This is a genomic window from Streptomyces sp. JLBJ103 (assembly GCF_058215575.1).
Genome location: NZ_CM177089.1, coordinates 5,487,782 through 5,509,572 on the forward strand (window position 1 = coordinate 5,487,782; position 21,791 = coordinate 5,509,572).

At 71.0% G+C, this 21,791-nt stretch carries 25 protein-coding genes and 1 pseudogene; 16 read left to right on the forward strand and 10 right to left on the reverse strand.

Going from position 1 to position 21,791, the window contains the following annotated elements; translation table 11 throughout:
- The first annotated feature begins 54 nt into the window (after positions 1–54).
- Both ccsB and AC4BEG_RS24200 read left to right on the forward strand, forming a co-directional pair.
- Complete coding sequence (gene ccsB / locus AC4BEG_RS24195) at positions 55–1,158, forward strand: c-type cytochrome biogenesis protein CcsB (RefSeq protein WP_490701848.1); 1,104 nt, start codon at positions 55–57, stop codon at positions 1,156–1,158.
- A gap of 102 nt (positions 1,159–1,260) precedes the next feature.
- A complete protein-coding gene (locus tag AC4BEG_RS24200) occupies positions 1,261–1,620 on the forward strand; it encodes a hypothetical protein (protein WP_490701849.1) in 360 nt (119 codons plus the stop codon).
- A 48-nt stretch (positions 1,621–1,668) separates the two neighbouring features.
- Here AC4BEG_RS24200 and AC4BEG_RS24205 read toward each other — a convergent pair whose 3' ends face one another.
- The 3 genes and pseudogenes from AC4BEG_RS24205 to AC4BEG_RS24215 form a co-directional block, all read right to left on the reverse strand.
- Complete coding sequence (locus AC4BEG_RS24205) at positions 1,669–1,923, reverse strand: hypothetical protein (protein WP_490701850.1); 255 nt, start codon at positions 1,921–1,923, stop codon at positions 1,669–1,671.
- Positions 1,924–2,239: 316 nt separating this feature from the next.
- A complete protein-coding gene (locus AC4BEG_RS24210; RefSeq protein WP_490701851.1) occupies positions 2,240–2,866 on the reverse strand; it encodes a response regulator in 627 nt (208 codons plus the stop codon).
- Positions 2,863–3,252, reverse strand: a pseudogene (locus tag AC4BEG_RS24215) (sensor histidine kinase); the annotation flags it as partial. The gene AC4BEG_RS24210 and the pseudogene AC4BEG_RS24215, both read right to left, overlap by 4 nt.
- Before the next feature lie 85 nt (positions 3,253–3,337).
- Here AC4BEG_RS24215 and AC4BEG_RS24220 point away from each other — a divergent pair.
- Complete coding sequence (locus AC4BEG_RS24220; RefSeq protein ID WP_490701852.1) at positions 3,338–3,793, forward strand: hypothetical protein; 456 nt, start codon at positions 3,338–3,340, stop codon at positions 3,791–3,793.
- Between the two features lie 105 nt (positions 3,794–3,898).
- Here the strand turns inward: AC4BEG_RS24220 and AC4BEG_RS24225 are convergent, their stop codons facing one another.
- Complete coding sequence (locus AC4BEG_RS24225) at positions 3,899–4,783, reverse strand: AraC family transcriptional regulator (RefSeq protein ID WP_490701853.1); 885 nt, start codon at positions 4,781–4,783, stop codon at positions 3,899–3,901.
- A gap of 225 nt (positions 4,784–5,008) precedes the next feature.
- On the opposite strand from AC4BEG_RS24225, the gene AC4BEG_RS24230 reads away from it, so the two are divergent.
- From AC4BEG_RS24230 to AC4BEG_RS24245, 4 genes are all read left to right on the forward strand, one after another.
- Positions 5,009–6,577 (forward strand): FG-GAP and VCBS repeat-containing protein, encoded by a 1,569-nt coding sequence (locus AC4BEG_RS24230; RefSeq protein WP_490701854.1) that lies wholly within the window; start codon positions 5,009–5,011, stop codon positions 6,575–6,577.
- A 111-nt stretch (positions 6,578–6,688) separates the two neighbouring features.
- Complete coding sequence (trxA, locus tag AC4BEG_RS24235; RefSeq protein ID WP_490701855.1) at positions 6,689–7,111, forward strand: thioredoxin; 423 nt, start codon at positions 6,689–6,691, stop codon at positions 7,109–7,111.
- Positions 7,104–7,769 (forward strand): histidine phosphatase family protein, encoded by a 666-nt coding sequence (locus AC4BEG_RS24240; protein ID WP_490701856.1) that lies wholly within the window; start codon positions 7,104–7,106, stop codon positions 7,767–7,769. The genes trxA and AC4BEG_RS24240 overlap by 8 nt, the downstream gene beginning before the upstream one ends.
- Before the next feature lie 66 nt (positions 7,770–7,835).
- Positions 7,836–8,261, forward strand: coding sequence for an OsmC family peroxiredoxin (locus tag AC4BEG_RS24245; protein ID WP_490701857.1), 426 nt, complete (start codon positions 7,836–7,838; stop codon positions 8,259–8,261).
- Here AC4BEG_RS24245 and AC4BEG_RS24250 read toward each other — a convergent pair.
- A complete protein-coding gene (locus AC4BEG_RS24250) occupies positions 8,236–8,883 on the reverse strand; it encodes a hypothetical protein (RefSeq protein ID WP_490701858.1) in 648 nt (215 codons plus the stop codon). The two genes, AC4BEG_RS24245 and AC4BEG_RS24250, sit on opposite strands and share 26 nt — an antisense overlap.
- Positions 8,884–9,083: 200 nt before the next feature.
- Here AC4BEG_RS24250 and AC4BEG_RS24255 point away from each other — a divergent pair, with 200 nt between their 5' ends.
- On the forward strand, positions 9,084–9,830 hold the full coding sequence (locus tag AC4BEG_RS24255; protein ID WP_490701859.1) for an SCO2400 family protein: 747 nt from the start codon (positions 9,084–9,086) through the stop codon (positions 9,828–9,830).
- Between the two features lie 27 nt (positions 9,831–9,857).
- Here AC4BEG_RS24255 and AC4BEG_RS24260 read toward each other — a convergent pair whose 3' ends face one another.
- Positions 9,858–10,286 (reverse strand): MarR family winged helix-turn-helix transcriptional regulator, encoded by a 429-nt coding sequence (locus AC4BEG_RS24260; RefSeq protein WP_490701860.1) that lies wholly within the window; start codon positions 10,284–10,286, stop codon positions 9,858–9,860.
- A 100-nt stretch (positions 10,287–10,386) separates the two neighbouring features.
- Here AC4BEG_RS24260 and AC4BEG_RS24265 point away from each other — a divergent pair, with 100 nt between their 5' ends.
- The 4 genes from AC4BEG_RS24265 (at position 10,387) to AC4BEG_RS24280 (ending at position 14,253) form a co-directional block, all read left to right on the forward strand.
- Positions 10,387–11,406: an NADP-dependent oxidoreductase gene (locus AC4BEG_RS24265; RefSeq protein WP_490701861.1), complete on the forward strand. Its 1,020-nt coding sequence runs from the start codon at positions 10,387–10,389 to the stop codon at positions 11,404–11,406.
- A 321-nt stretch (positions 11,407–11,727) separates the two neighbouring features.
- On the forward strand, positions 11,728–12,282 hold the full coding sequence (locus tag AC4BEG_RS24270; RefSeq protein WP_490701862.1) for an IPT/TIG domain-containing protein: 555 nt from the start codon (positions 11,728–11,730) through the stop codon (positions 12,280–12,282).
- A 205-nt stretch (positions 12,283–12,487) separates the two neighbouring features.
- The gene (locus AC4BEG_RS24275) at positions 12,488–13,396 is read left to right on the forward strand and encodes a Vgb family protein (protein ID WP_490701863.1); all 909 of its coding nucleotides are present in this window, start codon (positions 12,488–12,490) and stop codon (positions 13,394–13,396) included.
- Positions 13,397–13,455: 59 nt separating this feature from the next.
- Positions 13,456–14,253 (forward strand): EI24 domain-containing protein, encoded by a 798-nt coding sequence (locus AC4BEG_RS24280; RefSeq protein ID WP_490701864.1) that lies wholly within the window; start codon positions 13,456–13,458, stop codon positions 14,251–14,253.
- Between the two features lie 60 nt (positions 14,254–14,313).
- Here the strand turns inward: AC4BEG_RS24280 and AC4BEG_RS24285 are convergent, their stop codons facing one another.
- A complete protein-coding gene (locus tag AC4BEG_RS24285; RefSeq protein WP_490701865.1) occupies positions 14,314–15,582 on the reverse strand; it encodes a PA0049 family protein in 1,269 nt (422 codons plus the stop codon).
- 364 nt (positions 15,583–15,946) lie between these two features.
- Between AC4BEG_RS24285 and AC4BEG_RS24290 the strand changes: the two genes are divergently transcribed.
- Together AC4BEG_RS24290 and AC4BEG_RS24295 are read left to right on the forward strand one after the other, a co-directional pair.
- On the forward strand, positions 15,947–16,300 hold the full coding sequence (locus AC4BEG_RS24290) for a hypothetical protein (RefSeq protein ID WP_490701866.1): 354 nt from the start codon (positions 15,947–15,949) through the stop codon (positions 16,298–16,300).
- Between the two features lie 254 nt (positions 16,301–16,554).
- Entirely contained in the window at positions 16,555–17,064 is a 510-nt protein-coding gene (locus AC4BEG_RS24295) for a DUF6299 family protein (RefSeq protein ID WP_490701867.1), read from the forward strand.
- 295 nt (positions 17,065–17,359) lie between these two features.
- Here AC4BEG_RS24295 and AC4BEG_RS24300 read toward each other — a convergent pair whose 3' ends face one another.
- Positions 17,360–18,253: an SGNH/GDSL hydrolase family protein gene (locus AC4BEG_RS24300; protein WP_490701868.1), complete on the reverse strand. Its 894-nt coding sequence runs from the start codon at positions 18,251–18,253 to the stop codon at positions 17,360–17,362.
- 369 nt (positions 18,254–18,622) lie between these two features.
- Here AC4BEG_RS24300 and AC4BEG_RS24305 point away from each other — a divergent pair, with 369 nt between their 5' ends.
- Both AC4BEG_RS24305 and AC4BEG_RS24310 read left to right on the forward strand, forming a co-directional pair.
- The gene (locus AC4BEG_RS24305) at positions 18,623–19,117 is read left to right on the forward strand and encodes a DUF3145 domain-containing protein (protein WP_490701869.1); all 495 of its coding nucleotides are present in this window, start codon (positions 18,623–18,625) and stop codon (positions 19,115–19,117) included.
- Between the two features lie 130 nt (positions 19,118–19,247).
- Positions 19,248–20,138, forward strand: coding sequence for an NAD(P)-dependent oxidoreductase (locus tag AC4BEG_RS24310; protein WP_490701870.1), 891 nt, complete (start codon positions 19,248–19,250; stop codon positions 20,136–20,138).
- Between the two features lie 71 nt (positions 20,139–20,209).
- Here the strand turns inward: AC4BEG_RS24310 and fabF are convergent, their stop codons facing one another.
- Both fabF and AC4BEG_RS24320 read right to left on the reverse strand, forming a co-directional pair.
- A complete protein-coding gene (gene fabF, locus AC4BEG_RS24315) occupies positions 20,210–21,472 on the reverse strand; it encodes a beta-ketoacyl-ACP synthase II (RefSeq protein WP_490701871.1) in 1,263 nt (420 codons plus the stop codon).
- A gap of 68 nt (positions 21,473–21,540) precedes the next feature.
- Positions 21,541–21,789 carry an acyl carrier protein gene (locus AC4BEG_RS24320; protein WP_176183146.1) on the reverse strand — a complete coding sequence of 83 codons (249 nt, stop codon included), beginning with the start codon at positions 21,787–21,789 and terminating at the stop codon, positions 21,541–21,543.
- Between the last annotated feature and the right edge of the window lie 2 nt (positions 21,790–21,791).

Here is a 21,791-nt window from a genome sequence, read left to right on the forward strand (position 1 = left end):
AACCGCCCGGTCTTCCCCGCAGTTATCCGACTGTCGCGAGAAGGAGAGTCCGTGATGGCCGTCGCCGCATCAGTCAACGAGAACCTGGCCCACCTCAGCAACTACCTGATCTATTCGGCCATGGCCGTCTACACGCTCGCCTTCCTGGCGCACATCGGTGAGTGGACGTTCGGCACCCGCAGCCGGGTGGCGGTGCAGTCCCGTGCGCTCACCGACGCCGAACCGGCCGCCGGGGCGGCGGCCAAGGAGGCGGCCAACGGGGCCGCCACGGTCTCCGCCGAGCGCGGCCGGGGCGGAGCGGCGACGCTCGAACGCCCCCGGATCACCGTACGGACCGGTCCCGGGGACCGCGGTATCGAGGACGGCCCCGGAGCGGCCGGAGACTCCGAACGCGGCGATGTGCTCGGCCGGATCGCCATCGGACTCACCACCCTGGCCTGGGCGTTCCACACGATGGGCGTGATCGCGCGCGGCGCCTCCGTGCAGCGCGCCCCCTGGGCGAACATGTACGAGTTCTCCACCACCTTCGGCGCGATCACGGTGGGCGTCTACCTCGGTCTGCTGGCCCTGAAGAAGCCGGTCCGCTGGCTGGGCCTGTTCATGGTGACCACCATCCTGCTGGACCTGGGCCTGGCCGTCTCGGTGCTGTACACCGATTCGGACCAGCTCGTCCCGGCGCTGCACTCGTACTGGCTGTGGATCCACGTCTCCTGCGCCATGGTCTCGGGCGGGGCGCTCTACCTCGGCGCGCTCTCCGCGGTGCTCTACCTGTGCCGGGACCGCTACGAAGCCGGACTCCCGCAGAGCGAGGAGACCAAGCTGGCCCGGGTCTGGAGCCGGCTGCCGTCCGCGGCCACACTGGACAAGTTCGCGTACCGGATCAACGCGGCGATCTTCCCGCTGTGGACCTTCGCCATCGTCGCGGGCGCAATCTGGGCCGAGGCGGCCTGGGGCCGCTACTGGGGCTGGGACCCCAAGGAGGTCTGGACCTTCATCACCTGGGTCGCGTACGCCGCGTATCTGCACGCCCGCTCCACCGCGGGATGGAGGGGCCGCAAGGCGGCCTACCTGGCGCTGATCGCCTTCGCCTGCTTCCTCTTCAACTACTACGGCGTCAACATCTTCGTCTCAGGGAAGCACTCGTACTCCGGCGTCTGACAGACCGGTGCGCGTTCGGCATCCCCGTGGGGCGGGATGCCGCTCGCGCCGCGTGCCCGTCCTCGTGTCCCCACGAGTGGCAACGATCCGGAGGACACCCATATGGACACGAACGGCAGCACCCCCGTGGCCGCCCTGCTCCACTGGCGTGGTGAGCTGCCGTCCCTGATCAAGGACGCCTATGCCGCCGAGAGCCCGGCGCTCCTCACCCGCGCACACGCCGCGGCGGCCACCTCGAAGCTCCTCACCGGCCGGGCCCGGCCGGACGAGCTGACCGACTGGGCCCAGGCGGTGGAGTTCCTGGAAGACCTGGACTTCGAGGCGGGCCAGGTGGACCTGCTGACCCAGTTCCTCGTCGAGATCTCGACCCCCGAGCTCTTCGAACCGATCACCGTCGAGCTGTGCCGACGCTGGCACCACCGGCTGACGCGGCCGACGCCCCCCTCGAGCCCGGAAGGCTGAGAGGAGCGCCAGGTCTCGGCGACCGAAGTCGCCGAACTGTGTCGGCGGTCAGCCGCCGACGGAGTTGATGCAGTTGGTGGTGTTGTTGATGTCGCCGCCGTCACCAAGCCAGCCGTTCGACCAGTTGTCGCCGGTGGTGGTCTCGCAGTCGTTGCTCTGGAAGATGAGGGTGAGGTCACCGTCGCTGCTGGCACTGCGGCCGTAGCCGTTGGTGGGCGCGCCGTACGCGGCCGCACTGCCCGCGCCGGCCAGCACCAGCGTGGCGGACGCCGCAGCCAGGAGAGCTGCCTTCTTGATACGCATGTGATTCCTCCAGAGGAGCCGAAAAGCGAAATATCTGACGATCCGATCTAACGGGGAATAGGTATGTGTACCGGGGGAAGCGCGGCGGTGCGTAGCTCGGCCGCTTCAGAAAATCGCTGGTTCTGCTCACAGCGTTCCGCCGATCGGTGCCTATCGGGATGCGCGCTACGGCGTCATGACCACGGCGCCGCCGATGCTGCCCGCACCGCCGTCCAGGGCGCGTGATGCCTGATGGTTGCGGGCGGGGCAGGTGCACGCGGGGCGGCAACGTCAGCTGATGGGGCGTCAGGGGGTACCCCGATACGTTCGCGTCCGGCTAACGCGTCGGGGCCACCAGGCCCGCCTCGTAGGCCAGGATCACCAGCTGGACCCGGTCGCGGGCCGCGAGTTTGGCGAGCAGTCGGGTCACATACGTCTTGGCCGTCGCCACGCTGATGCACAGTTCGCCGGCTATCTCGGAGTTGGACAGACCGGTGGCGACGAGGGTCAGGACCTCGCGTTCGCGATCGGTGATGCCCTCGATGGGGCGCGGGTCCCTGGGGGCGGGGCGGACGGCGAACTCCTTGATGAGGCGGCGGGTGACGCTCGGGGCGATCAGGCCGTCCCCGGCGGCGACCACGCGGATCGCTGCCAGGATGTCGTCCAGCGCCATGTCCTTGACGAGGAAGCCGGACGCCCCCGCGCGCAGCGCGGCGTAGAGGACGATGACATGGGCCGTGCCGGGGCCGGTGGTGATACGGCGGGTGGCTTCGATGCCGTCCACCCCGGGCATCCGGATGTCCATCACCACCACATCGGCCCGGGTGCTCTCGGCGAGCGCGACCGCCTCCGCGCCGTCTCCCGCCTCGCCGACGAGTTCGAGGTCGGGGGCTTCGGTCAGCACCATCCGCAGTGCCGCGCGGACCAGCGGCTGGTCGTCGGCGAGGACCACACGCACCGTCATCGGGCACCCGCCGCGGTGGGCAGGGCCGTGGGCCGATCCGGCCGCTGTGGCGCGGATGTCGGCACCGGCAGGAGCGCGGTCACCCGGAAGCCGCCCTCGGGACGCGGGCCCGCCGTGAACTCCCCGTGCAGCAGCCCGACCCGCTCCCGCATCCCCAGCAGGCCGTAGCCGTAGCCGTGGCGCATAGCGCGCTCATGGCCGTGTCCCTCGTCCACCACCTCCAGCGACAGTGCGTCCTCACGGTGGTCGATGGACACCCGGCACTCATCGGTGTCCGCGTGGCGGACCACATTGGTGACCGCCTCCTGGACGATGCGGTACGCGGACACATCCACCTCCGGGGGCAGCGGACGCGGTGTGCCACACCGCCGGACATCGACCCGCACCGTTCCTAAAGACTGAGCATGAGTTGCACAGGCTCAGCCGGACGCTCCGAACGGTGTTGAGCGTCCTGGTCCCCGCCGGTCGGTGATGGCGGCCAAGGTGAGCATGGTGGCCGGAGTGGTGACCGCCTTCGGTGCGGTGGTGTCGTTCTACGCGACCCAGGCGATCCTGTCGGGGCGGGGTGTCGGTGTCTCGATCGGCCACGAGGGCGCGTCACGTGTGGTGCTGGCGTCCGCGCTGCTCGCGCCGGTGTCCGCGCTGGTCGGCATGGCACTCGGCGCCGTGTTCCGGCAGGCCGGGACCACCCTGGTGGCCAGTGTGGCGACACTCTTCGTGCTGCCGCTGGTCTTCAGCGACGGCAAGCACTGGAGCGCCGTCATCGACCATGCCCTGCTCCTCAGCGCGTGGTCGCGGTTGACGGAGTTCGGTCCGTCCTCGGTCCGGTACCCGTGGACGACCGGTGGGGCGTGGATCGTCTACGCGGTCTGGGCGCTGGCCGCGGCCGGGCTCACCGTGGCCGTGGTGCACCGCCGCGACCAGTGAGGGGTGATGGGCGGCCTTGCGGGCGGCGTTCGGGAGAACGCCGCCCGCAAGGCCCGGTGCCGTCAGTCCGCGATGGCGGTGTCGTCAGTCGCGGTGGCGGTGCCGTCAGTCCGTGGTGACCGGCTCCACGGGGATCCACAGCTCCGCGTCCCCGTGGCTGCCGTCCTCCGACGGCCGGGTCCGCAGGATCTCCGGGCCGGGCCTGCTCAGGTACGGGTTGGACGGAAACCACTGGGTGAACACATCCCGCCACAGATACTGGATCGCCTGCGGGAACTCGCCCGAGACCTCGAACACCGCCCATGCCCCGGCGGGGACGGCGAGCGTGTCCAGGTCCTCGACGTTGCCGGTCCGCGCCGTCCCCTCGCCCGTCACCACCGCGTGGTAGTAGTCGAGTTCGGTGCCCTCGGCGCGGCTCTCGTCGGCGTTGTCCGTCACGGCCACGATCCCCCGCGGGTCCTGGTCGCTCAGCGCCTCCAGACGGGCCAGGGTCTCCGGGCCGATGCTCCGTACGAAGTCGACGATGGCCGGGTTGAGCCCCTCGTGGACCAGTGGGATACGGGCCTTCCTGCCCACCACCCGGAACTCTTCCTTCTCCACGATCCGATACCGCATGCTGCTGCTCCCTTCGACGATGAGGCGGAAGGACATCCGTGGCTGGGAGTGCAGAGCCGCGCCGTCGCGCCTGGCCTCGCCCGGACCGACGCCGTGCATCGTGCGGAACGCACGGGCGAACGCCTCGCCCGAGCCGTAGCCGTAGCGCGTCGCGATGTCGAGCAGGGTGCGCTGTCCCGCGAGCACCTCGGCGCCCGCGACTGTCAGCCGCCGACGGCGGATGTACATGGACAGCGGCATGCCCGCCAGCGCGGAGAACAGCCGCCGGAAGTGGTATTCCGACGTGACGGCGATCCGCGCCAACTCGGCTGCGTCAATGGCCTGGTCGAGACGGTCCTCGATGTGGTCCATGGCCTGGTTCAGCCGTTCCAGCACTCCTGGCCTCCTTCCTCTTTCCGGTCACTCACGCTAGGGATCACCCACCCTGCCGCACCCGACATTCCGTGCCCGGAACGGTGGGGTCGCACCGAACCGACCGGGCCCGATTCGGCGGCCGATTCGGGCCCAGGCAACCCGTTCGTCAGCCGTGGAGTCCTTTCCCCTGGAAGATGTTGTTCGCGAACGTCGTCCGAAGCCGTCGACCGCCCACGAGGTGCCGCTGTGCGTTCGTTCGTCCATGTCGCCACCGCGACCGCCGTCGCCGTCGTCCTCCTCGCCGGATGCAGCGACGGCGGCGGTGTCCGTGCCTCGCGCTCGCCCGCGAACAGCCGCGTCGCCTCGTCCGGGGACTTCAACGGCGACGGCTACGACGACTTCGCCACCACCGTCCGGCCCACCAGCGTCTCCCGGGGCCCACTGCCCAGCAGGCTGGCCGTGGTCTACGGATCCTCCCGCGGTCTGGACCCGCACCGACGCCTCGTCGTCGACGGACCCGAGGACGACTACGCGGGCCCGCTGCTCCGCGTCGACCTCGACCGTGACGGTTTCACCGACCTGGTGACCGCGCGCTGGGCGCACGGCGCCACCCCCGACGCCGAACGGACCGGACAGACGGTCGTCTTGCGCGGCGGCCCCAAGGGGCTGGGACGTCCGCGGACCCTGGGCGGCGACGGGCTCACCGCGCTGGCCACCGGGGACTTCAACGGCGACGGGGCGCCGGATCTGCTCGCCGCCGGTCACACCCGCCGCACCGGTACGGCACGGGTGCTGTACGGCCCGTTCGACGCCACCACCGGCAAGCCCGCCCGCAGCACACCCCTCCCGCGCGCCCACGGCACACCGCACGGCAAACCCACCAAGCACCACCACGACCAGGCTCCGTCCAGCGCCACCGCCGGGGACTTCGACGGCGACCGGCGCAGCGATCTGGTGCTGACCTACCGGCAGGACGCCGAGCGGGGCGCAACCGCCACCGCCCCCGCCGACCTCACACCCGTGGTCCACTACCGGGGCGGCGCCGAGGGGCTCGTCCGGGACAGCCGGCCCGAGGCGCGCCTCATCCACGCCCTGGAGACCGCGGACGGGCCGAGTGAGCCCGCGGCCGGGGACGTGGACGACGACGGCATCGACGATCTGCTCGCGCCCGGCGAGGGCCCGGTCGTCCGGCCCACCGGCACGGACCGGGACGGCGGCGGGAACCCGGCCCGGACACCGGAGCGTTCCGGCGGGCTCACCGTTGTCCGCGGCGCGAAGTCCGGTCTGGGCCGGGGGCGTTCCGACTGGTTCCTGGACCAGTCCGCCCCCGGTGTCCCCGGGGAGCCGCGGGGCGACGACGGTTTCGGCGCCACCCCGGCCGTCGGTGATGTCACCGCCGACGGCCGCCCCGATCTGGTGGTGGCCGCCCCGGAGAAAGGCCGTAGGGGCGGGCGGCTGACCCTGCTGCCCGGCTCCGGGCTCGGCGGCAAGGACGGCCGTTATACCCCGCCCACCAGCGACCCCGACGACCAGGGCAAGAGCAGCGGCCGGGAGCGGGCCCGGACCATCGACCTGGACACCCCTGGTGTGCCCGGCAGCCACACCCCCTACGGCTTCGACGCCTTCGCCCCGCAGCCCCCGCTGCTCGACGTCGACGGGGACGGGCACGACGACGTGATCGCCACGGCGCCCGGCTACGGACGCGGCGGCACCGGAGGCTTCTGGGTCTTCCGGGGCACCGGCGAGGGGCTGACCACCACCGCGGTCACCCGCTTCACCCCCGCCGCCCTCGGTATCCGCTACCGCACCGGTTAGCCCTCCGCACCACACCCCTGACCTGCGGCAGGACAGCCCCGAGGAATACCGGGCTGGGGAGAGGGGTTACCGTCGTGGCATCTGCCGACGTACGGAAGCGGGAACTCAGGCATGAGCACGAGCACCGTTGAACTCACGAAGGACAACTTCGACGAGATCGTCTCGGGAAGCGACTTCGTACTGATCGACTTCTGGGCCTCGTGGTGCGGACCGTGCCGGATGTTCGCCCCCGTGTACGAGAGGTCAGCGGAGCGTCACCAGGATCTGACCTTCACCAAGGTCGACACCGAGGCACAGCCCGAGCTGGCCGCCGCCTTCGACATCCAGTCGATCCCCACGCTGATGATCGTGCGCGAGAACATCGCGGTCTTCGCCCAGCCGGGCGCCCTCCCCGAAGAGGCGCTGGAGGATGTCATCGGCCAGGCCCGCGCCCTCGACATGGACAAGGTCCGCGCCGACATCGCCGACGCCGAGAACGCCACGAAGAACGAAGAGGGTTCCGGCGAAGCGAAGGCATCCGACGGCCATGGGTGAACTGGTGCTGATCCGGCACGGCGAAACCGAGTGGAGCCGGTCGGGGAAGCACACCAGTTGGACCGAGCAGCCCCTGACGGCGCGCGGTGAGGAACAGGCCCGTGCGCTGCGCCCGCTGCTCGCCGAGCGGAAGATCGGGCTCGTTCTGGTGAGCCCGCTGGGGCGGGCCGCGCACACCGCGCGGCTCGCCGGTCTCGACGGCGCACGCACCGAGCCCGAACTGCGCGAATGGGACTACGGCGGCTACGAGGGCATCACCACCGCCGAGATCCACCGCACCCACCCCGACTGGAATCTGTGGACCGACGGGGTGGCACCGGGCGACGCCGAGCACCCCGGGGAGTCCCCCGAGCAGATCGGCGCCCGGGTCGACCGGGTGCTGGCCCGGTTCGCGCCCGAACTGGACGCGGGCGCCACCGCACCGGGCGACAGCGGCGGTGATGTGGTGCTGGTGGCGCACGGCCATGTGCTGCGGGTGCTCACCGCCCGTCGGCTGGGCCTGCCACCGGCGGCCGGTGCGCTGTTCCGCCTCGACACCGCGACCATCAGCCGACTGGGAACCGAGCACGGCCGCCCTGCCGTTGTCGCTTGGAACGTAGGCTCGGTGCCGAACTCCGGGCGGGTCGCAACCGGTAGTGGTGCGGTCACGGCCGGATGATCGGACCGACCGTCCCGTTGTACGTCACCTGACGACGTCATCCGAAGGAAGCAGGGAACAGCGAGCATGGCTACGACGCGCACCGCACACACCGTCTGGAACGGCAATCTGGCCGACGGCAAGGGAGTCGTCACCTTCGACTCGTCCGGGATCGGCGAGCAGCCGGTGTCCTGGCCGTCCCGCGCCGAGCAGGCGAACGGCAAGACCAGCCCCGAGGAGCTGATCGCCGCCGCGCACTCAAGCTGCTTCTCGATGGCGCTGTCGCACGGCCTGACCCAGGCCGGGACCCCGCCGACGCAGCTGACCACGCAGGCTGACGTCACCTTCCAGCCCGGCACCGGGATCACCGGGATCCACCTCACCGTGGAGGGCACGGTCGAGGGTCTGGACGAGGCGGCGTTCGTCGCCGCCGCCGAGGACGCCAAGAAGAACTGCCCGGTGAGCCAGGCGCTCACCGGTACGGAGATCACCCTGTCGGCGAAGCTGGCCTGACGTTCTCCGTCTGCTCCACCCGCTCCACCGGCTCCACGCGCTGGAGCAGACCCCAGGTGAACTCCGCTACGTACGGGCGGAGTTCACCTTTTTCCGTGCCGGGGGCGTCGAAGGCGAGCCGCCAACGGGTGGGCGCCGAGCCCTCCATGGGCCGCGCGGGCGCGAAGGCCCGCGCCACCTCGTCCACCGTGCAGGACCACGGGACCAGGTCGGCGGCCGTACGCGGGGTCGGCCCCGCCGCGCCCGGGGCGCGCACCAGCCACTCGTTCCACACCGCCCCGCCGGGCGCGGTGAGCACCTCGAACCGCAGATCCGGCCACAGGGGTACCGGCCAGCTCAGCGCATCGCAGGTCAGATCGCCGATCCGGCGCCTGGCAGTGGTCTCGGGCGGTCCGAGCACCGAGCGGTAGCGGGCGGCGGCGGGCCGTCGCCGCGGTGACCGCTGCATCGCCTGCCAGCGGCGGTTGGCCTCGCGCATCACGGCGCGCCCGAAGCCCAGCTCCCGCAGCGCGTCCTCGACCAGTCCCGGCTGGAAGTCGGCCATCCGCCGCAGCAGGACGAGGACGAAGGGGAAGGGGGCGGGGAACGGTTCGGACCCGGGGAACGAGGACGCGGAAGCCATGCCCCCATCCTGGCGCAACGATTCCCGCGGCCAGGTTTCACCGCCGGATCGCGCGGGCTTCCCGGCCGGGCCGCATCGCAGACCAGGATCGAACCCCGGCAGACCGGGACCGGTGCGGCGGTTCCGGCGGCTCCCTGCACAGGATCCTCACATGCTCCGGTATCCCCGTTGTTCAGTGCTCACATAACCTGCCCGGCGTCATGGATTACTGCCCTCCCTGCCGACGCCACCTCAACGGCGCCCTCTCCTGCCCCGGCTGCGGGAAGCCCGTTGAGAAGCTTGAGCTGCCCACGGCGGCGACCGCACCGGCGGCGGAAGCGGGAGCGGCGGGGACCGGTGATTCCTCCGGCGCGCCGGTGTCCCGTGCGGAGCGGCGCAAGGCGCAGAAGTCGCACAGGTCGCAGCGGTCCCGTGGTGCGCGTGGCTCCCGGCCGGGCCGGGAATCCGGTCACCGGGCCCGATCGGGGCGTGCCCGCCGGGTGATGGTCACGGCGGCGGTGCTGGGCCCGGTTCTGGCCGCGCTGTTCGTGGCGGAGCTGGCCACCGAGGGGTACTTCCGCGAGGCGGCCCCGACGCCCTCCCGGGAGAAGCCGGTGGCCGATCCCAGCGGCGGGGTGACGGAGTCCGCCGAGCCCGTGGCGCGGGACAGCGGCGGGCCGAGCGCGGACCCGTCCACCGGGAGCGGCCGGCCGGACAAGGACACCGAGGACGGTGCCCAGGAGAAGGTCAAGGGCGAGAAGAAGGCGGGGGACACCACGTCGCCCGGCCCCGACCGGCAGACGTCGGACGATCGGGGCTCCTCCGCCCCGGCCACCGGTGGCCCCGCTCCCTCCCGCCCGTCGACCCCGCCGTCGAAGCCGCGCCCGACCACGCCGGGGACGTCCGGGCCGATCCCGACACCGAAGCCGGCCCAGACGTGTGACCGCTTCCTGTGGTGGTGTACCTAGCGGCACTCCGCCGGGCCGGGAGCGGCCTCAGACTTCGATGCCGAGCATCCGCCGCAACAGGTCCCGCAGGACCGTGCGCTCGTCGGCCGAGAGTCCGGCCAGCGGCTCGCGTGCGAAGTCGAGCGAGCCGCGCAGCCGCTCGGCGGTCTCCTGGCCCGCCTCGGTGGCCGCGGCCAGCTTGACCCGGCGGTCGGCCGGGTCGAGACGGCGCTCGACGAGCCCCCGGGACTCCAGCCGGTCCACGATCCCCGTGACGTTCGACGGCTCGCACTTCAGCTGCTGGGCTATCCGCCGCATCGGCGTGGGCCCCCGGGACAGCAGCCCCAGCAAACGGGCCTGCGCGCCGGTCAGCGCGTGCTTGGCCGCCGCCTCCTCGTACTCCTCGTGGTAACGGGCCACGACGGTGCCGATGAGCTCGACGACCTCGAGGGTCAGCGGGTCGATGCGGGATGCCATGGGCACCAGGGTACCCATTTGCTTGACAACATGAAATATCCAGGAGCATGATTGTTTCATCTACTGAAGCATTTCTCCGTCCCCAGGAAGGCTCCCGCTCATGTCCGTCATCCCCACCACCGGCCGCGAATGGCATCTCGTCGCCCGCCCGGAGGGCTGGCCGAAGCCGGAGGACTTCGCCCTGCGCGAGGCTCCCGTCTCCGAGCCCGGCCCGGGTCAGCTCCTGGTCCGCAACCTCTACATGTCGGTGGACCCGTACATGCGCGCCCGGATGAACGATGTGAAGTCGTATCTGCCGCCGTTCCAGCTGGACCAGCCGATGGACGGCGGTGCGGTCGGCAAGGTCCTCGTCTCCAACGTGGACGGCATCGCGCCCGGCGACCACATCCTGCACTTCGGCGGCTGGCGCGAGTACGCGGTGGTGGAGGGCAAGAGCGCGGTCAAGGTCGACCCGGAGGTCGCCCCGCTTCCCGCCTACCTCGGTGTGCTCGGCATGACTGGGCTCACCGCGTACTCGGGTCTGCTGGAGGTGGCGTCCTTCAAGGAGGGCGACGCGGTCTTCGTCTCGGGCGCCGCCGGCGCGGTCGGCAGCGAGGTCGGCCAGATCGCCAAGCTCAAGGGTGCCTCCCGGGTGATCGGCAGCGCGGGCACGGACGAGAAGGTGCGGCTGCTGGTCGACGAGTACGGCTTCGACGCCGCCTTCAACTACAAGAAGGGCCCGGTCGCCCAGCAGTTGAAGGAGGCCGCGCCCGACGGGATCGACGTCTACTTCGACAACGTCGGCGGTGAGCACCTCGAGGCGGCCATCGAACGCCTCAACCTGCACGGCCGGATCACCGTCTGCGGCATGATCGCCCAGTACAACGTCACCGAGCCGCCCGCCGCCCCGCGCAACCTCGCGCTGATCATCGGCAAGCGGCTGCGGATGCAGGGCATGCTGGTGTTCGACCACCAGAACCTCCAGGAGCAGTTCTTCGAGGAGGTCGGCGCCTGGATCCGCGACGGCAAGCTGCACTACCGCGAGACCGTCGTCAAGGGCGTGGAGAACGCGGTGGACGCGTTCCTCGGCATGCTCCGCGGCGACAACATCGGCAAGATGATCGTCGCCTTCGAGGACTGACCTTTCGACGGCGGGCGTTGGTCCGGAGTCGGTCGGCGCACACGGTGGCCCCGGGGGTGTCCCCCGGGGCCACCGGCGTACGCCGACGCGCTGCGCCGTCCGGGTGAAGTGGCGTCAACTCCCTTGTGGCGTACGCACACGAATGAGGAACTGGAAACAACCAAACGGTGGGCCGCCCATCCCTCCCGGGGAGCGCGGCCTGTGGATTTCCCCGCTCATCGCATGCGGACCGGTCAGGCAGTGTCGACGCCCTGCTGACTGTGAGGGCGCCCCCGAGGGATCGCGGTGTTCACCTCCCGTAACCCAATGAGGAGACACCTCATGTCCTCACCCGTGTCGCATCAGGACGTCGCGCTCGCGGTCGGCGCGCCGACGATCCTCCTCGTCGTCCCGTCCTCCGGGCCGATCGCCGGCGGCAATCCCGTCGTACTCATCGGATCGAATCTGGACACCGTCACCTCGGTGACCTTCGGCGGCGCCGCGGCCCCCATCATCGCGCAGCCCCCCTTCGGGACCGTGCTCGTCGTCACCGCCCCCGCCCACGCGGCGGGCGCGGTGCCGGTCGTCGCCACCAACCCGTCGGGTGCCAGCGCTCCGGCCGCCTACACCTATGTGGCGCCGCTGCCTCCGCTCGCCTTCCTCATCATCCCGGCCAGCGGACCGGCGGCGGGCGGTACCGCGTTCACCATCGTCGGCGCCAACCTCACCGGTGCCTCGGTCACCTTCAACGGTGTGGCGGCGACCGGTGTCACGGTCACCGCGGGCGGCGCGGTGCTGACCGGTGTCACCCCCGCGGGTACCGCGGGCCCCGCCACCGTCGTTGTCACGACCCCCGGCGGATCCGCCACCGTGCCCGGCGGCTACCTCTACGTCTGAGCACATCCGCGGATGACGGAGACCTCCGCGCAGGACCGAGCCGATCGCACCGGCTCACCGTTCCCCGTCCGGCTCGTCCGGCCGGGGAACGGCCGTGTGCACGGGGGGTTCCGGCACGGTTCCGAAAAGACGTTGCGCGCCCCGGTCCCCTGCATGAAGGTGTGCTCGGATTTGTTCACGGCCCGTTTCTCGCAGGAGGTACCCCATGTCGGACCGCGACCAGCCGGCGATCCGGGAGTTCGCCGTCGGCCGCCCGGGGGCCGGGCCGTACGGCATCACGGCGGGACCGGACGGTGCGCTGTGGCTCACCCTGGTGCACTCCGGCGAGATCGCCAGGGTGAGCGCCACGGGAGAGGTGGCGGACGACATCACCGTCTGGCCACTGGACTCGGGGGAGTGCGGGCCGATGGTCATCACCACCGGCCCGGACGGGGCCTTGTGGTTCACCCGGTCCCGCGACGGTCGGATCGGCCGGATCGGACCGGACGGCGCGCTCAGGTCGTTTCCCCTGCCGGCCCCGGACAGCGGTCCGTACGGCATCACCGCGGGCCCCGACGGCGCGCTGTGGTGCACCCTGATGAACCGCGACGCCATCGCCCGGATCACCACCGAGGGGGAGGTCACCGAATTCCGGCTGCCGGTGGCGGGCGGATTCCCGTCGGCCGTCGTGGCGGGCCCGGACAAGGCGCTGTGGTGCACCCTCAACCAGGGCAATGCCATCGGCCGTCTCGGCCTCGACGGTGACACCACCGTGTACCCGCTGCCCACATCGGGTGCCGGGCCGGTGGGGATGACCCTCGGTGGCGACGGCGCGCTGTGGTTCGTGGAACTCCTCGCGGGCCGGATCGGGCGGATCACGCCGGAGGGGCGGATCCAGGAGTTCCCGCTGCCGGACCGCACCGCCAAACCGCATGCCATCGCCGCCGATCCGGCCGGAGGCTGCTGGTTCACCGAGTGGGGCACCGGACGCATCGGCCATATCGACACCACCGGTGAGATCCGCGAACACCCGCTGCCCACACCCTCCTCGGAGCCGCACGGCATCGCGGTGACCGCGGACGGCACGGTGTGGGCCGCGCTGGAGACGGGGAGTGTGGCGCGGCTGACGCCGTAGGCCCGGCCGAGCCACCCGGCCGTCGTTTTCGCGCCACCCAGGCCCAGTAGGCTTCGCCTATGCGTGATCTTGCGACCGGTTTCGGTTACCTGATGAAGGGGCAGCGCTGGGTGGCCCGGCACGGGCGATGGTGGGGGATAGGGATGCTACCCGCCCTCATCACCCTCGTCGGATACGCGGCGGCGCTCGCCGCGCTCTTCTTCTGGACCGACGACGTCATCGCCTGGGCCACCCCGTTCGCCGACGACTGGTCCTCGCCGTGGCTCGGTGTCTTCCGCGGAACCCTCGCGATCCTCTTCGCCGCCGCCTGTATGTTCCTGGCGATCATCACCTTCACCGCGGTGACCCTGCTGGTCGGCCAGCCCTTCTACGAGTCGCTGTCGGAAGCGGTCGACCGCTCCGAAGGCGGCACCGCCCCCGAGTCCGGGCTGCCGCTGTGGCGTGAGCTGTGGATCGGGCTGCGCGAGGCGATCGCGCTGGTCGTCCGCGTGACGCTGTGGAGTGTGCTGTTCTTCGCGCTGGGCTTTGTCCCGGTGATCGGCCAGACCGTGATCCCCGCGCTCGCGTTCTGCGCGACCGGTTTCTTTCTCACCGAGGAGCTGACGTCGATCGCGCTGCTGCGCCGCGGTGTGCTGCTGAAGGAGCGGCGGCGGATGCTGCGCGGCCGTCGTCTGCTCACCTACGGTTTCGGTGTGCCGCTCGCCCTGTTGTTCCTGCTGCCCCTGGTGGCCGTGTTCCTGATGCCGGGCGCGGTCGCGGGCGCCACCTTGCTGGTACGCGATCTGACGGGCGAGGACGGGCCGGACAACGGGAACTCGGGCTCGGGCCATCCGGCGGACGCGCTGAGCGACGCATGACGCGATAGTGGCGGGAGCACCGGGGGCGGTGGCGGGCGATCCGCCACCGCCCCCGTTTTCTCAGCCCGCTGCCACGGTCAGCACATCGCGCACCTGTGCCGTGATGGCGAGGCGATTGCGTATGAACTCCGGATCGGTCACCTCGCCGGTCGCCGGGTCGGTGTTTCCGGCGCCGAACTGGAGGACGGGCGTGTGCAGATGGCCACCGGGCGCCTTCAGCCCGACCGCGTCGCGCAGCAGCGTGGCGCGGTAGGCGATCTCGTTGGACAGATAGTCCCCGCCACCTCCCGCGCGGGCCGCCGAACCGGGTGTCGGCCCGTCCGGACGTACCACCGGACCGCTGCCACCCGCCGGGATCTCGGTGACCTCGGTGTGGTCGTACACCGGGAACGGCCCGGTGTCCGCCGCCACGATCCGCCCGTACGGAAGCGTGGTGGTCGTCCACTGTGGCTGCGGTGCGGGGGTCGGCACACCGGAGGGGATGGGCACGGTCCCGGTCTCCGACACATTGGTGTTGTCGGGATAGCCGCCCCGCCAGGCGCCGTTGGTGCGTTCCACGTCGAACCGGCCGATCCGGCCCTGGCTCACGGTCATGAACACATCGGCCCGCCGCGACCCGGACCGGAACGACGGCAGCAGGGTCCGCTCGACCGTTCCGTCCGCGAAGTCCGCCCAGCGCACGGGAAACACGGCGGTCTCGATCCGGGCCGGGCCCCGCTCCGTACGGATCGTGGTTCCGTCCAGCGCGAGTGCCGCCGCTCCCGAGGGGTTGGACCGGCGGGGATCCGCGTCCAGCTGGAACGGATCGAAGCCGGTGACCACGATCCGCCTCATCCGCGGACCCGCGGGCAGCTCGATGGAGTCCTCACCGCGCGAACTGCGCTCCAGCGTGGTGAGCAGTGCGGCACGACGCTCGTCGGACAGCGGGAATCCGGGCCGCCACTCGCCCAGCGCCCGGGTCATCCCCAACCGCGCCCAGTACAGCGGCCGGTCGTCGTCCCGGCTGAGGTCCCCGCCCGCGGGCCCACGTCCCTGTACCCGCTCCACGGCCCGCCGCCACAACCGCGCCCCGTCCCGCGCCACCACGGTCTCCGCCTCCGCGACGGACCGCACCCCCTCCAGCGCGCGAGCGAAGTCCGGGGCCACCGTGTCGAAACCACTGCGCCGCAGAATCTCCCGCGGCGCCCCCAGCTCAAGCCGTCGCTCCTCAACCGTCGGCCCACCACCGCCATCACGTGGCTCGGCCACCACCGGCCCGGCGCACACCAGCGGCGCGGTGGCGAGCAAGGCGGCTCCAAAGAGGGCCAGACGAGCGCGAGTTGGTCTCATGAGGAATCTGCTCTCCTGTCGGGTGCGGAAGGACGACCGGGGGAGGAGGCGGTCACCGTCCGGTTCTCGCACGACGGTGACAGGCCGTCAACAGGGCCTCATGGGTGGTCTCTGCGACAGCAATGTGATCATCAGGTCTAACGGGTAGCCGGTGGAGAACCCGCCGAATGGCTTCAACCGCCGTCCCCACACGTCTGAACGGTCTAAGGGACCGTGTCGCTTCCACTACTCGAATCAGCCGCCCGAGAGGCTGCCCGCAGGCATTCGTTGAACAGACTAGAAGGGTGGCCCGATGAGACGAGTAATGCGAGCGATGGCCGTAGGCGCTTCCACGTTCTGCGCTGTGGCCTTCGGCGGAGTCAGCGTGGCCCAGGCGCAGTCGTGGCCATCGAACGACGCCCTGCTCGCCTCCGCCTTGGGCGGGACGGTCCAGCAGAACCACTGCGATACCTCAACCGGGCCCGATCTGGAGCTGCTTGGCTCCGGTAGTGGGGACGAAAACATCGGCTCCAAGTGCTCCAACGTGATCATCCGCACCACGCCGACTCACCAAGACGAGCACCGGCGAGACCAGCACCGGCAAGACGAGCACCGGCAGAACCAGCACCGGCAAGACCACCACTGGCAGGACCCGAACCAGCAGGGCCAGGGCATGCAGGGCCAGGGCATGCAGGGTCAGGGTATGCAGGGCCAGCAGATGCAGGACCACCAGATGTAGGACCAGTGCAAGGTCATGTCGTGAGGCTGACTTTCGGCAGTGTTCCCATGCCCCGGCCCTCCGAGAGGGTCGGGGCATGCGAATGTCACGACGTCGAACTCCTCGGCCACCGCGCCATGGGTCAACCGGACGCCGTGGGGCCACCCTTTGGGCGGCGGCGGACACGCCGCCCGGCGGGTGAGGTTCCCGCGGCCCGGCCCGCGGGGCCGGTAGCTGTACAGGAATCCGCTCCCCGCACACAGAGGAATCCGCCCATGCGCAACCGTCATCGCATCGTCGGCGCCGTTGCCGTCCTGCTCATCTCGGCACCGGTCGCCCACGCCACGTCGTCCGGCGCCACCACACCTGAACTCCCCACCGGGCAGTCCGACCTCACCTCCCGGCTGGACCGGACCGCCGTGCCCGTGCCTTGGGGCGACAGCCTGACCGTCGAGCGCACCGGCTATGTCACCCGAGGCGGCACCGTCACGGTGTACGGCTCCTACCGGTGTGTGTACCAACCGACGGACACCCCGCGCGCCAGCATCCTCGTCACGGTGACGCAGGGCGCGGAGCGGCACGGTGTCGGCGGGGCGTCGGCGATCTGCGATGGGCACCGGCACAACTGGGTCATCACCGGCGACGGCGGCGGGAGCTATGTGCCCGGACCGGCCTACGCCGAGGCGCGGTTGGTGAAGTACGGCGCCCGTGGTGACTTCGTGCCGATGCCGCGGACCGTGGCCGACACCGAGAACGAGATCACGCTCATCAGCTCCGCGAGCTGACCCACGCGCGGAGTGGGGCGGCCGAGCGCCAGGGCCGCCCCACCTCAGCTCGCTCCCCCGTCCCTCCCCGGCGCCGCCAGCAGCGGCGCCACCTCCTCCGGCGTCTGCCCACCCGGCAGCCGTGGCCGCCCCGCCCCGCGCGGCCAAGCGGCCTCGCTGAAGTCCGGTGCGGTTCGGGTTGCGCCCCGAAGGGGCGCGGGGCTGTGTCGATGTGCGGCTCCGCCGCGTGGGCGCGGCCGGCCACGACGCGACCGCGGACAAACGACCCCACCTCGCGGCATTTCCCGCGCAGCGCTCAGCGTGCCGAGATGCGGCGGTAGGCCATCGCGGCCAGCTGCTGCTGACCGGCCTTGCTGGGGTGGAACCAGTCCCATTTGCTCAACTCCCGCACGCTGAAGCGGTAGTTGTGCACGGCCGGGTCGTAACGGCACAGCGGATCCCGGCCGCAGACGTCCTTCAGCACCGTGTTGTACGCGTTCACCCGCTTCGACACCTGCTGCCGGCGGTCCATCGAGGCCGCGTCCAGGGCGTCGGAGTCCTTGAGCATCGAGGGGCAGATCCCCAGCTTCCAGATCTGCTTGCCCAGGACGTTCTTCCGCCCCTCCGACCACAGCCGCTTCAGATTGGGCACACTCGCCACATACACCTGGGTCTTCGGCAGCTCGCGCCGCAGCTTGGTGAGGGCCGCGGTGAAGGTGGTGCGGAACTCCTCGGGCGAGGTCATGTCGGACACCGAGGCCCGGCAGGCGTCATTGGCGCCGATCATCACGGTCACCAGCTGCGGTTTGCGTGCCACGGCCGCCGTGACCTGGTCGGGCAGATCGTCCATCACCGCCCCGGTCTTGGCGAAGTTCCAGCTGCGGGTGCCGGAGCGCAGCCGCTGGGCCAGGCTGTTCACATCACTGCCGGTGGACCAGGACACCTCCGGGCAGTCGGAGAGCACGGAGCAGGCGTCGAAGCCACGGGTGATGGAGTCGCCCAGCGAGGCGAGGGAATCGGGGCTGGTGTTCCAGAGGATCTTGGGTTTGGCGTGCGGGGACTTCCCGCCGCGGGACGGGCCATGCCGGGACGGGCTGTCCGAGCTGCCGAAACAGCCGGAGGCGCTGAGTACGGCGGCCGTGGTGAGCAGCGCGACACCGGCGCGCGCCGCGGTCCGCACGGTCGGACGCACCGCCGTACGCCCGGTCATGGACGCGGTGGTCGACCGCTTCCGGCGTGTCGCGCTGGCCCGCATGGCTGTTCCCCCTCCGACTGATGGGTGATATCTAACCGGGACCGACGGTACGTCATTCCTCCGACTGGCTTGCGCGGTACTTTTTTCTTGTGACAGATGCGCTTCCGGCCAGTGTCGAAGGGCGCTGTGCGGTACGGATACCTTACGCCGCGTCACATCCTGTCCCTTTTCTGGAGAATTCTGCACGATAGATTTCACTGCTGGTAATGTCGGGACTGGTGCAGAGGTGATCACTAGGGCAGAATGTCGGGTGGTCCCGGGCACGACCGGTACGGATATGAGGCCGCTGGGGAAGGCGCACCTCGAACCGCACAGGAGGCCCCGGTGACGACACGTGGAGTTCTGTATGTGCACTCCGCTCCGCGCGCGCTGTGCCCGCATGTCGAGTGGGCCGTCGCGGGCGTCCTCGGCGTGCGTGTCACACTCGACTGGATCAAGCAGCCCGCCGCGCCGGGCACCTGGCGCGCGGAATTCTCCTGGCAGGGCGAGGTCGGTACGGCCTCCAAGCTGGCGTCCGCGCTGCGCGGCTGGCATCTGCTGCGCTTCGAGGTGACGGCCGAACCCTGTGCCACCGCCGAGGGCGAGCGCTACAGCTCCACTCCTGACCTGGGCATCTTCCACGCCGTCACCGGAATGCACGGCGACATCCTCATCCCCGAGGACCGGCTGCGCGCCGCACTCGCCCGCTCCGCGCGCGGTGAGAGCGAACTCGAGGGGGAGATCGCCAAGCTGCTCGGCAAGCCGTGGGACGACGAGCTCGAGCCCTTCCGTTACGCGGGTGAGGGCGCCCCCGTTCGCTGGCTCCACCAGGTCGTCTGACAACTCCCGAACGCACCGCCCCGCGCCCAGGTGCCGCCGCCCCGCGCCGCCGCCGTCCGCGTGAAGCTGTCCGCCGGACGCGCCGCTCCCCCTTGGCCCTCGGGCGCCCGTCACGTCCTAGCGTGGCGTGATGAGCAGAAATCTCCCGGCACGTTCCGTCGCCGTTCTCGGCACCGGCATCATGGGCTCCGGTATGGCCCGTAACCTCGCCCGGTCCGGACTCGACACCCGCGCATGGAACCGCACCCGCTCCAAGGCCGAGCCGCTCGCCGCCGACGGGGTGCGGGTCACCGACACCCCCGCCGAGGCCGTGTACGACGCCGATGTGGTGCTCACCATGCTGTACGACGGCCAGGCGACCCTGGAGACGATGCGTCAGGCCCAGGACGCGCTGCGCCCCGGCACGGTATGGGCCCAGGCCACCACCGCGGGACTGGACGGGCTCGAGGCCCTCGCGGCCTTCGCCCGCGAGAAGGAGCTCGTCCTCGTCGACTCCCCGGTGCTGGGCACCAAACAGCCCGCGGAGAGCGGACAGCTGCTGGTGCTCGCCTCGGGCCCGGTGCCGGTCCGCGCCGTCCTCTGGCCGGTTTTCGACGCGATCGGCAGCCGTACGGTCTGGGTCGGCGAGCACGGTGAGGAGGCCGCGGCCACCCGGCTCAAGCTGGTGATCAACAGCTGGGTGCTCAATGTCACCCACGGTGCCGCCGAGGCGCTCGCCCTCGCCAAGGGGCTGGGCGTGGATCCGCAGGGGTTCCTGGACGCCATCGCCGACGGGCCGCTGGACAACGGCTATCTGCGGGTCAAGACGGGGCAGCTGCTCGAGCGCGACCTCGAGCCCCCCAGCTTCGCGACCAGGACCGCGGAGAAGGACGCCCGGCTGATCGTGGCGGCCGGGGAACGGGCCGGGGTACGGCTGGACGTGGCCGCCGCGGGCGCCGAGCGGTTCCGGCGGGCCATCGCCCAGGGCCACGGCGACGAGGACATGGCGGCCTCGTACTTCGCCAGCTTCGACGACGGCTGAGCCCCACACGCCGATGGCCCGCTTCCGGCCGGAGCCGGAAGCGGGCCATCGTGAGGTGAGCCGAGCGACCGTCAGATGGTGCGGAAGGCCAGCACCACGTTGTGTCCGCCGAAGCCGAACGAGTCGTTCAGCGCGGCGATGGTGCCTGCCGGGAGCGCCCTCGGCTCGGCGCGGACAACATCCGCGTCCGCCTCCGGGTCGAGGTTGGCGATGTTGATCGTCGGCGGGGCGATCCGGTGGTACAGCGCCAGCACGCTGGCGACCGTCTCCACACCGCCCGCGCCACCCAGCAGATGGCCGGTCATGGACTTGGTGGCGGACAGCGCCATGTGGTCCACGTCCTGGCCGAACACCTTGCGCAGCGCCTTGATCTCGGCGACATCGCCCTGCGGGGTCGAGGTCGCGTGCGCGTTGACGTGCGCGATCTCGGCGGGCTTGAGGTCGGTGGCGTCCAGCAGGTTCTGGAGGGCGTGCGCGATGCCGTTGCCCGACGGCTCCGGCTGGGTGATGTGGTGGGCGTCGGCGGAGATGCCCTGGCCGACGGCCTCGGCGTAGATCCGCGCGCCGCGCTGGGCGGCGTGCTCGGCCGACTCCAGAACCACCACACCGGCGCCCTCGCCGAGTACGAAGCCGTTGCGGTCGACGTCGTAGGGGCGGGAGGCGCCCTGCGGGTCGTCGTTGTTCTTGGACATCGCCATCATGTTGCCGAACGCGGCGATGGGCAGCGGGTGGATGGCCGCCTCGGTGCCGCCCGCGACGACCACATCGGCACGGCCGGTGCGGATCATCTCGATGGCGTAGCCGATGGCCTCCGCACCCGACGCACAGGCGCTGACCGGGGTGTGGACACCGGCGCGGGCGCCGACCTCCAGCCCCACATTGGCCGCCGGGCCGTTGGGCATCAGCATCGGCACCGTGTGCGGGGAGACCTTGCGGACCCCCTTCTCCCGCAGCACGTCGTACTGGTCGAGCAGGGTGGTGACCCCGCCGATACCGGAGGCGACAACCGCGCCCAGCCGGTCGGGGTCGACCGAGCCATCCTCGCCCGCCTTGGCGGTGAATCCGGCGTCGGCCCATGCCTCACGGGCCGCGATCAGCGCGAACTGCGCCGAGCGGTCCAGCTTGCGGGCCTGCGGCCGGGGAATGACGGTGGACGGGTCGACCGCGATGGACGCGGCGATCCGGACCGGCAGGTCGGCTGCCCAGTCCTGTTCCAGGAGGCTGACACCGGGCCGGCCGGCGAGCAGCGCCTCCCAGGTCGACGGGGCGTCGCCACCCAGCGGCGTCGTGGCACCAACACCGGTGACGACCACGGTGCGATTGGTCGAGTTCACAGGAATTCTTACTCCACGTGTAGAGGGTGCTGGACCGGCCACCGCATGGGTGGCGACGAGCCCTCGGCTCAGCCCTGGTGCTTGACGATGTAGTCGACGGCGTCGCCGACGGTCTTGAGGTTCTTGACGTCGTCGTCCGGGATCTTGACGTCGAAGCGCTCCTCGGCGGCGACGACGACCTCGACCATGGACAGCGAGTCGACGTCCAGGTCGTCGGTGAAGGACTTGTCCAGCAGGACGTCCTCGGTCGGGATACCGGCGATCTCGTTGACGATCTCGGCGAGACCCTCGAGGATCTCTTCCTGAGTGGCGGCCATTG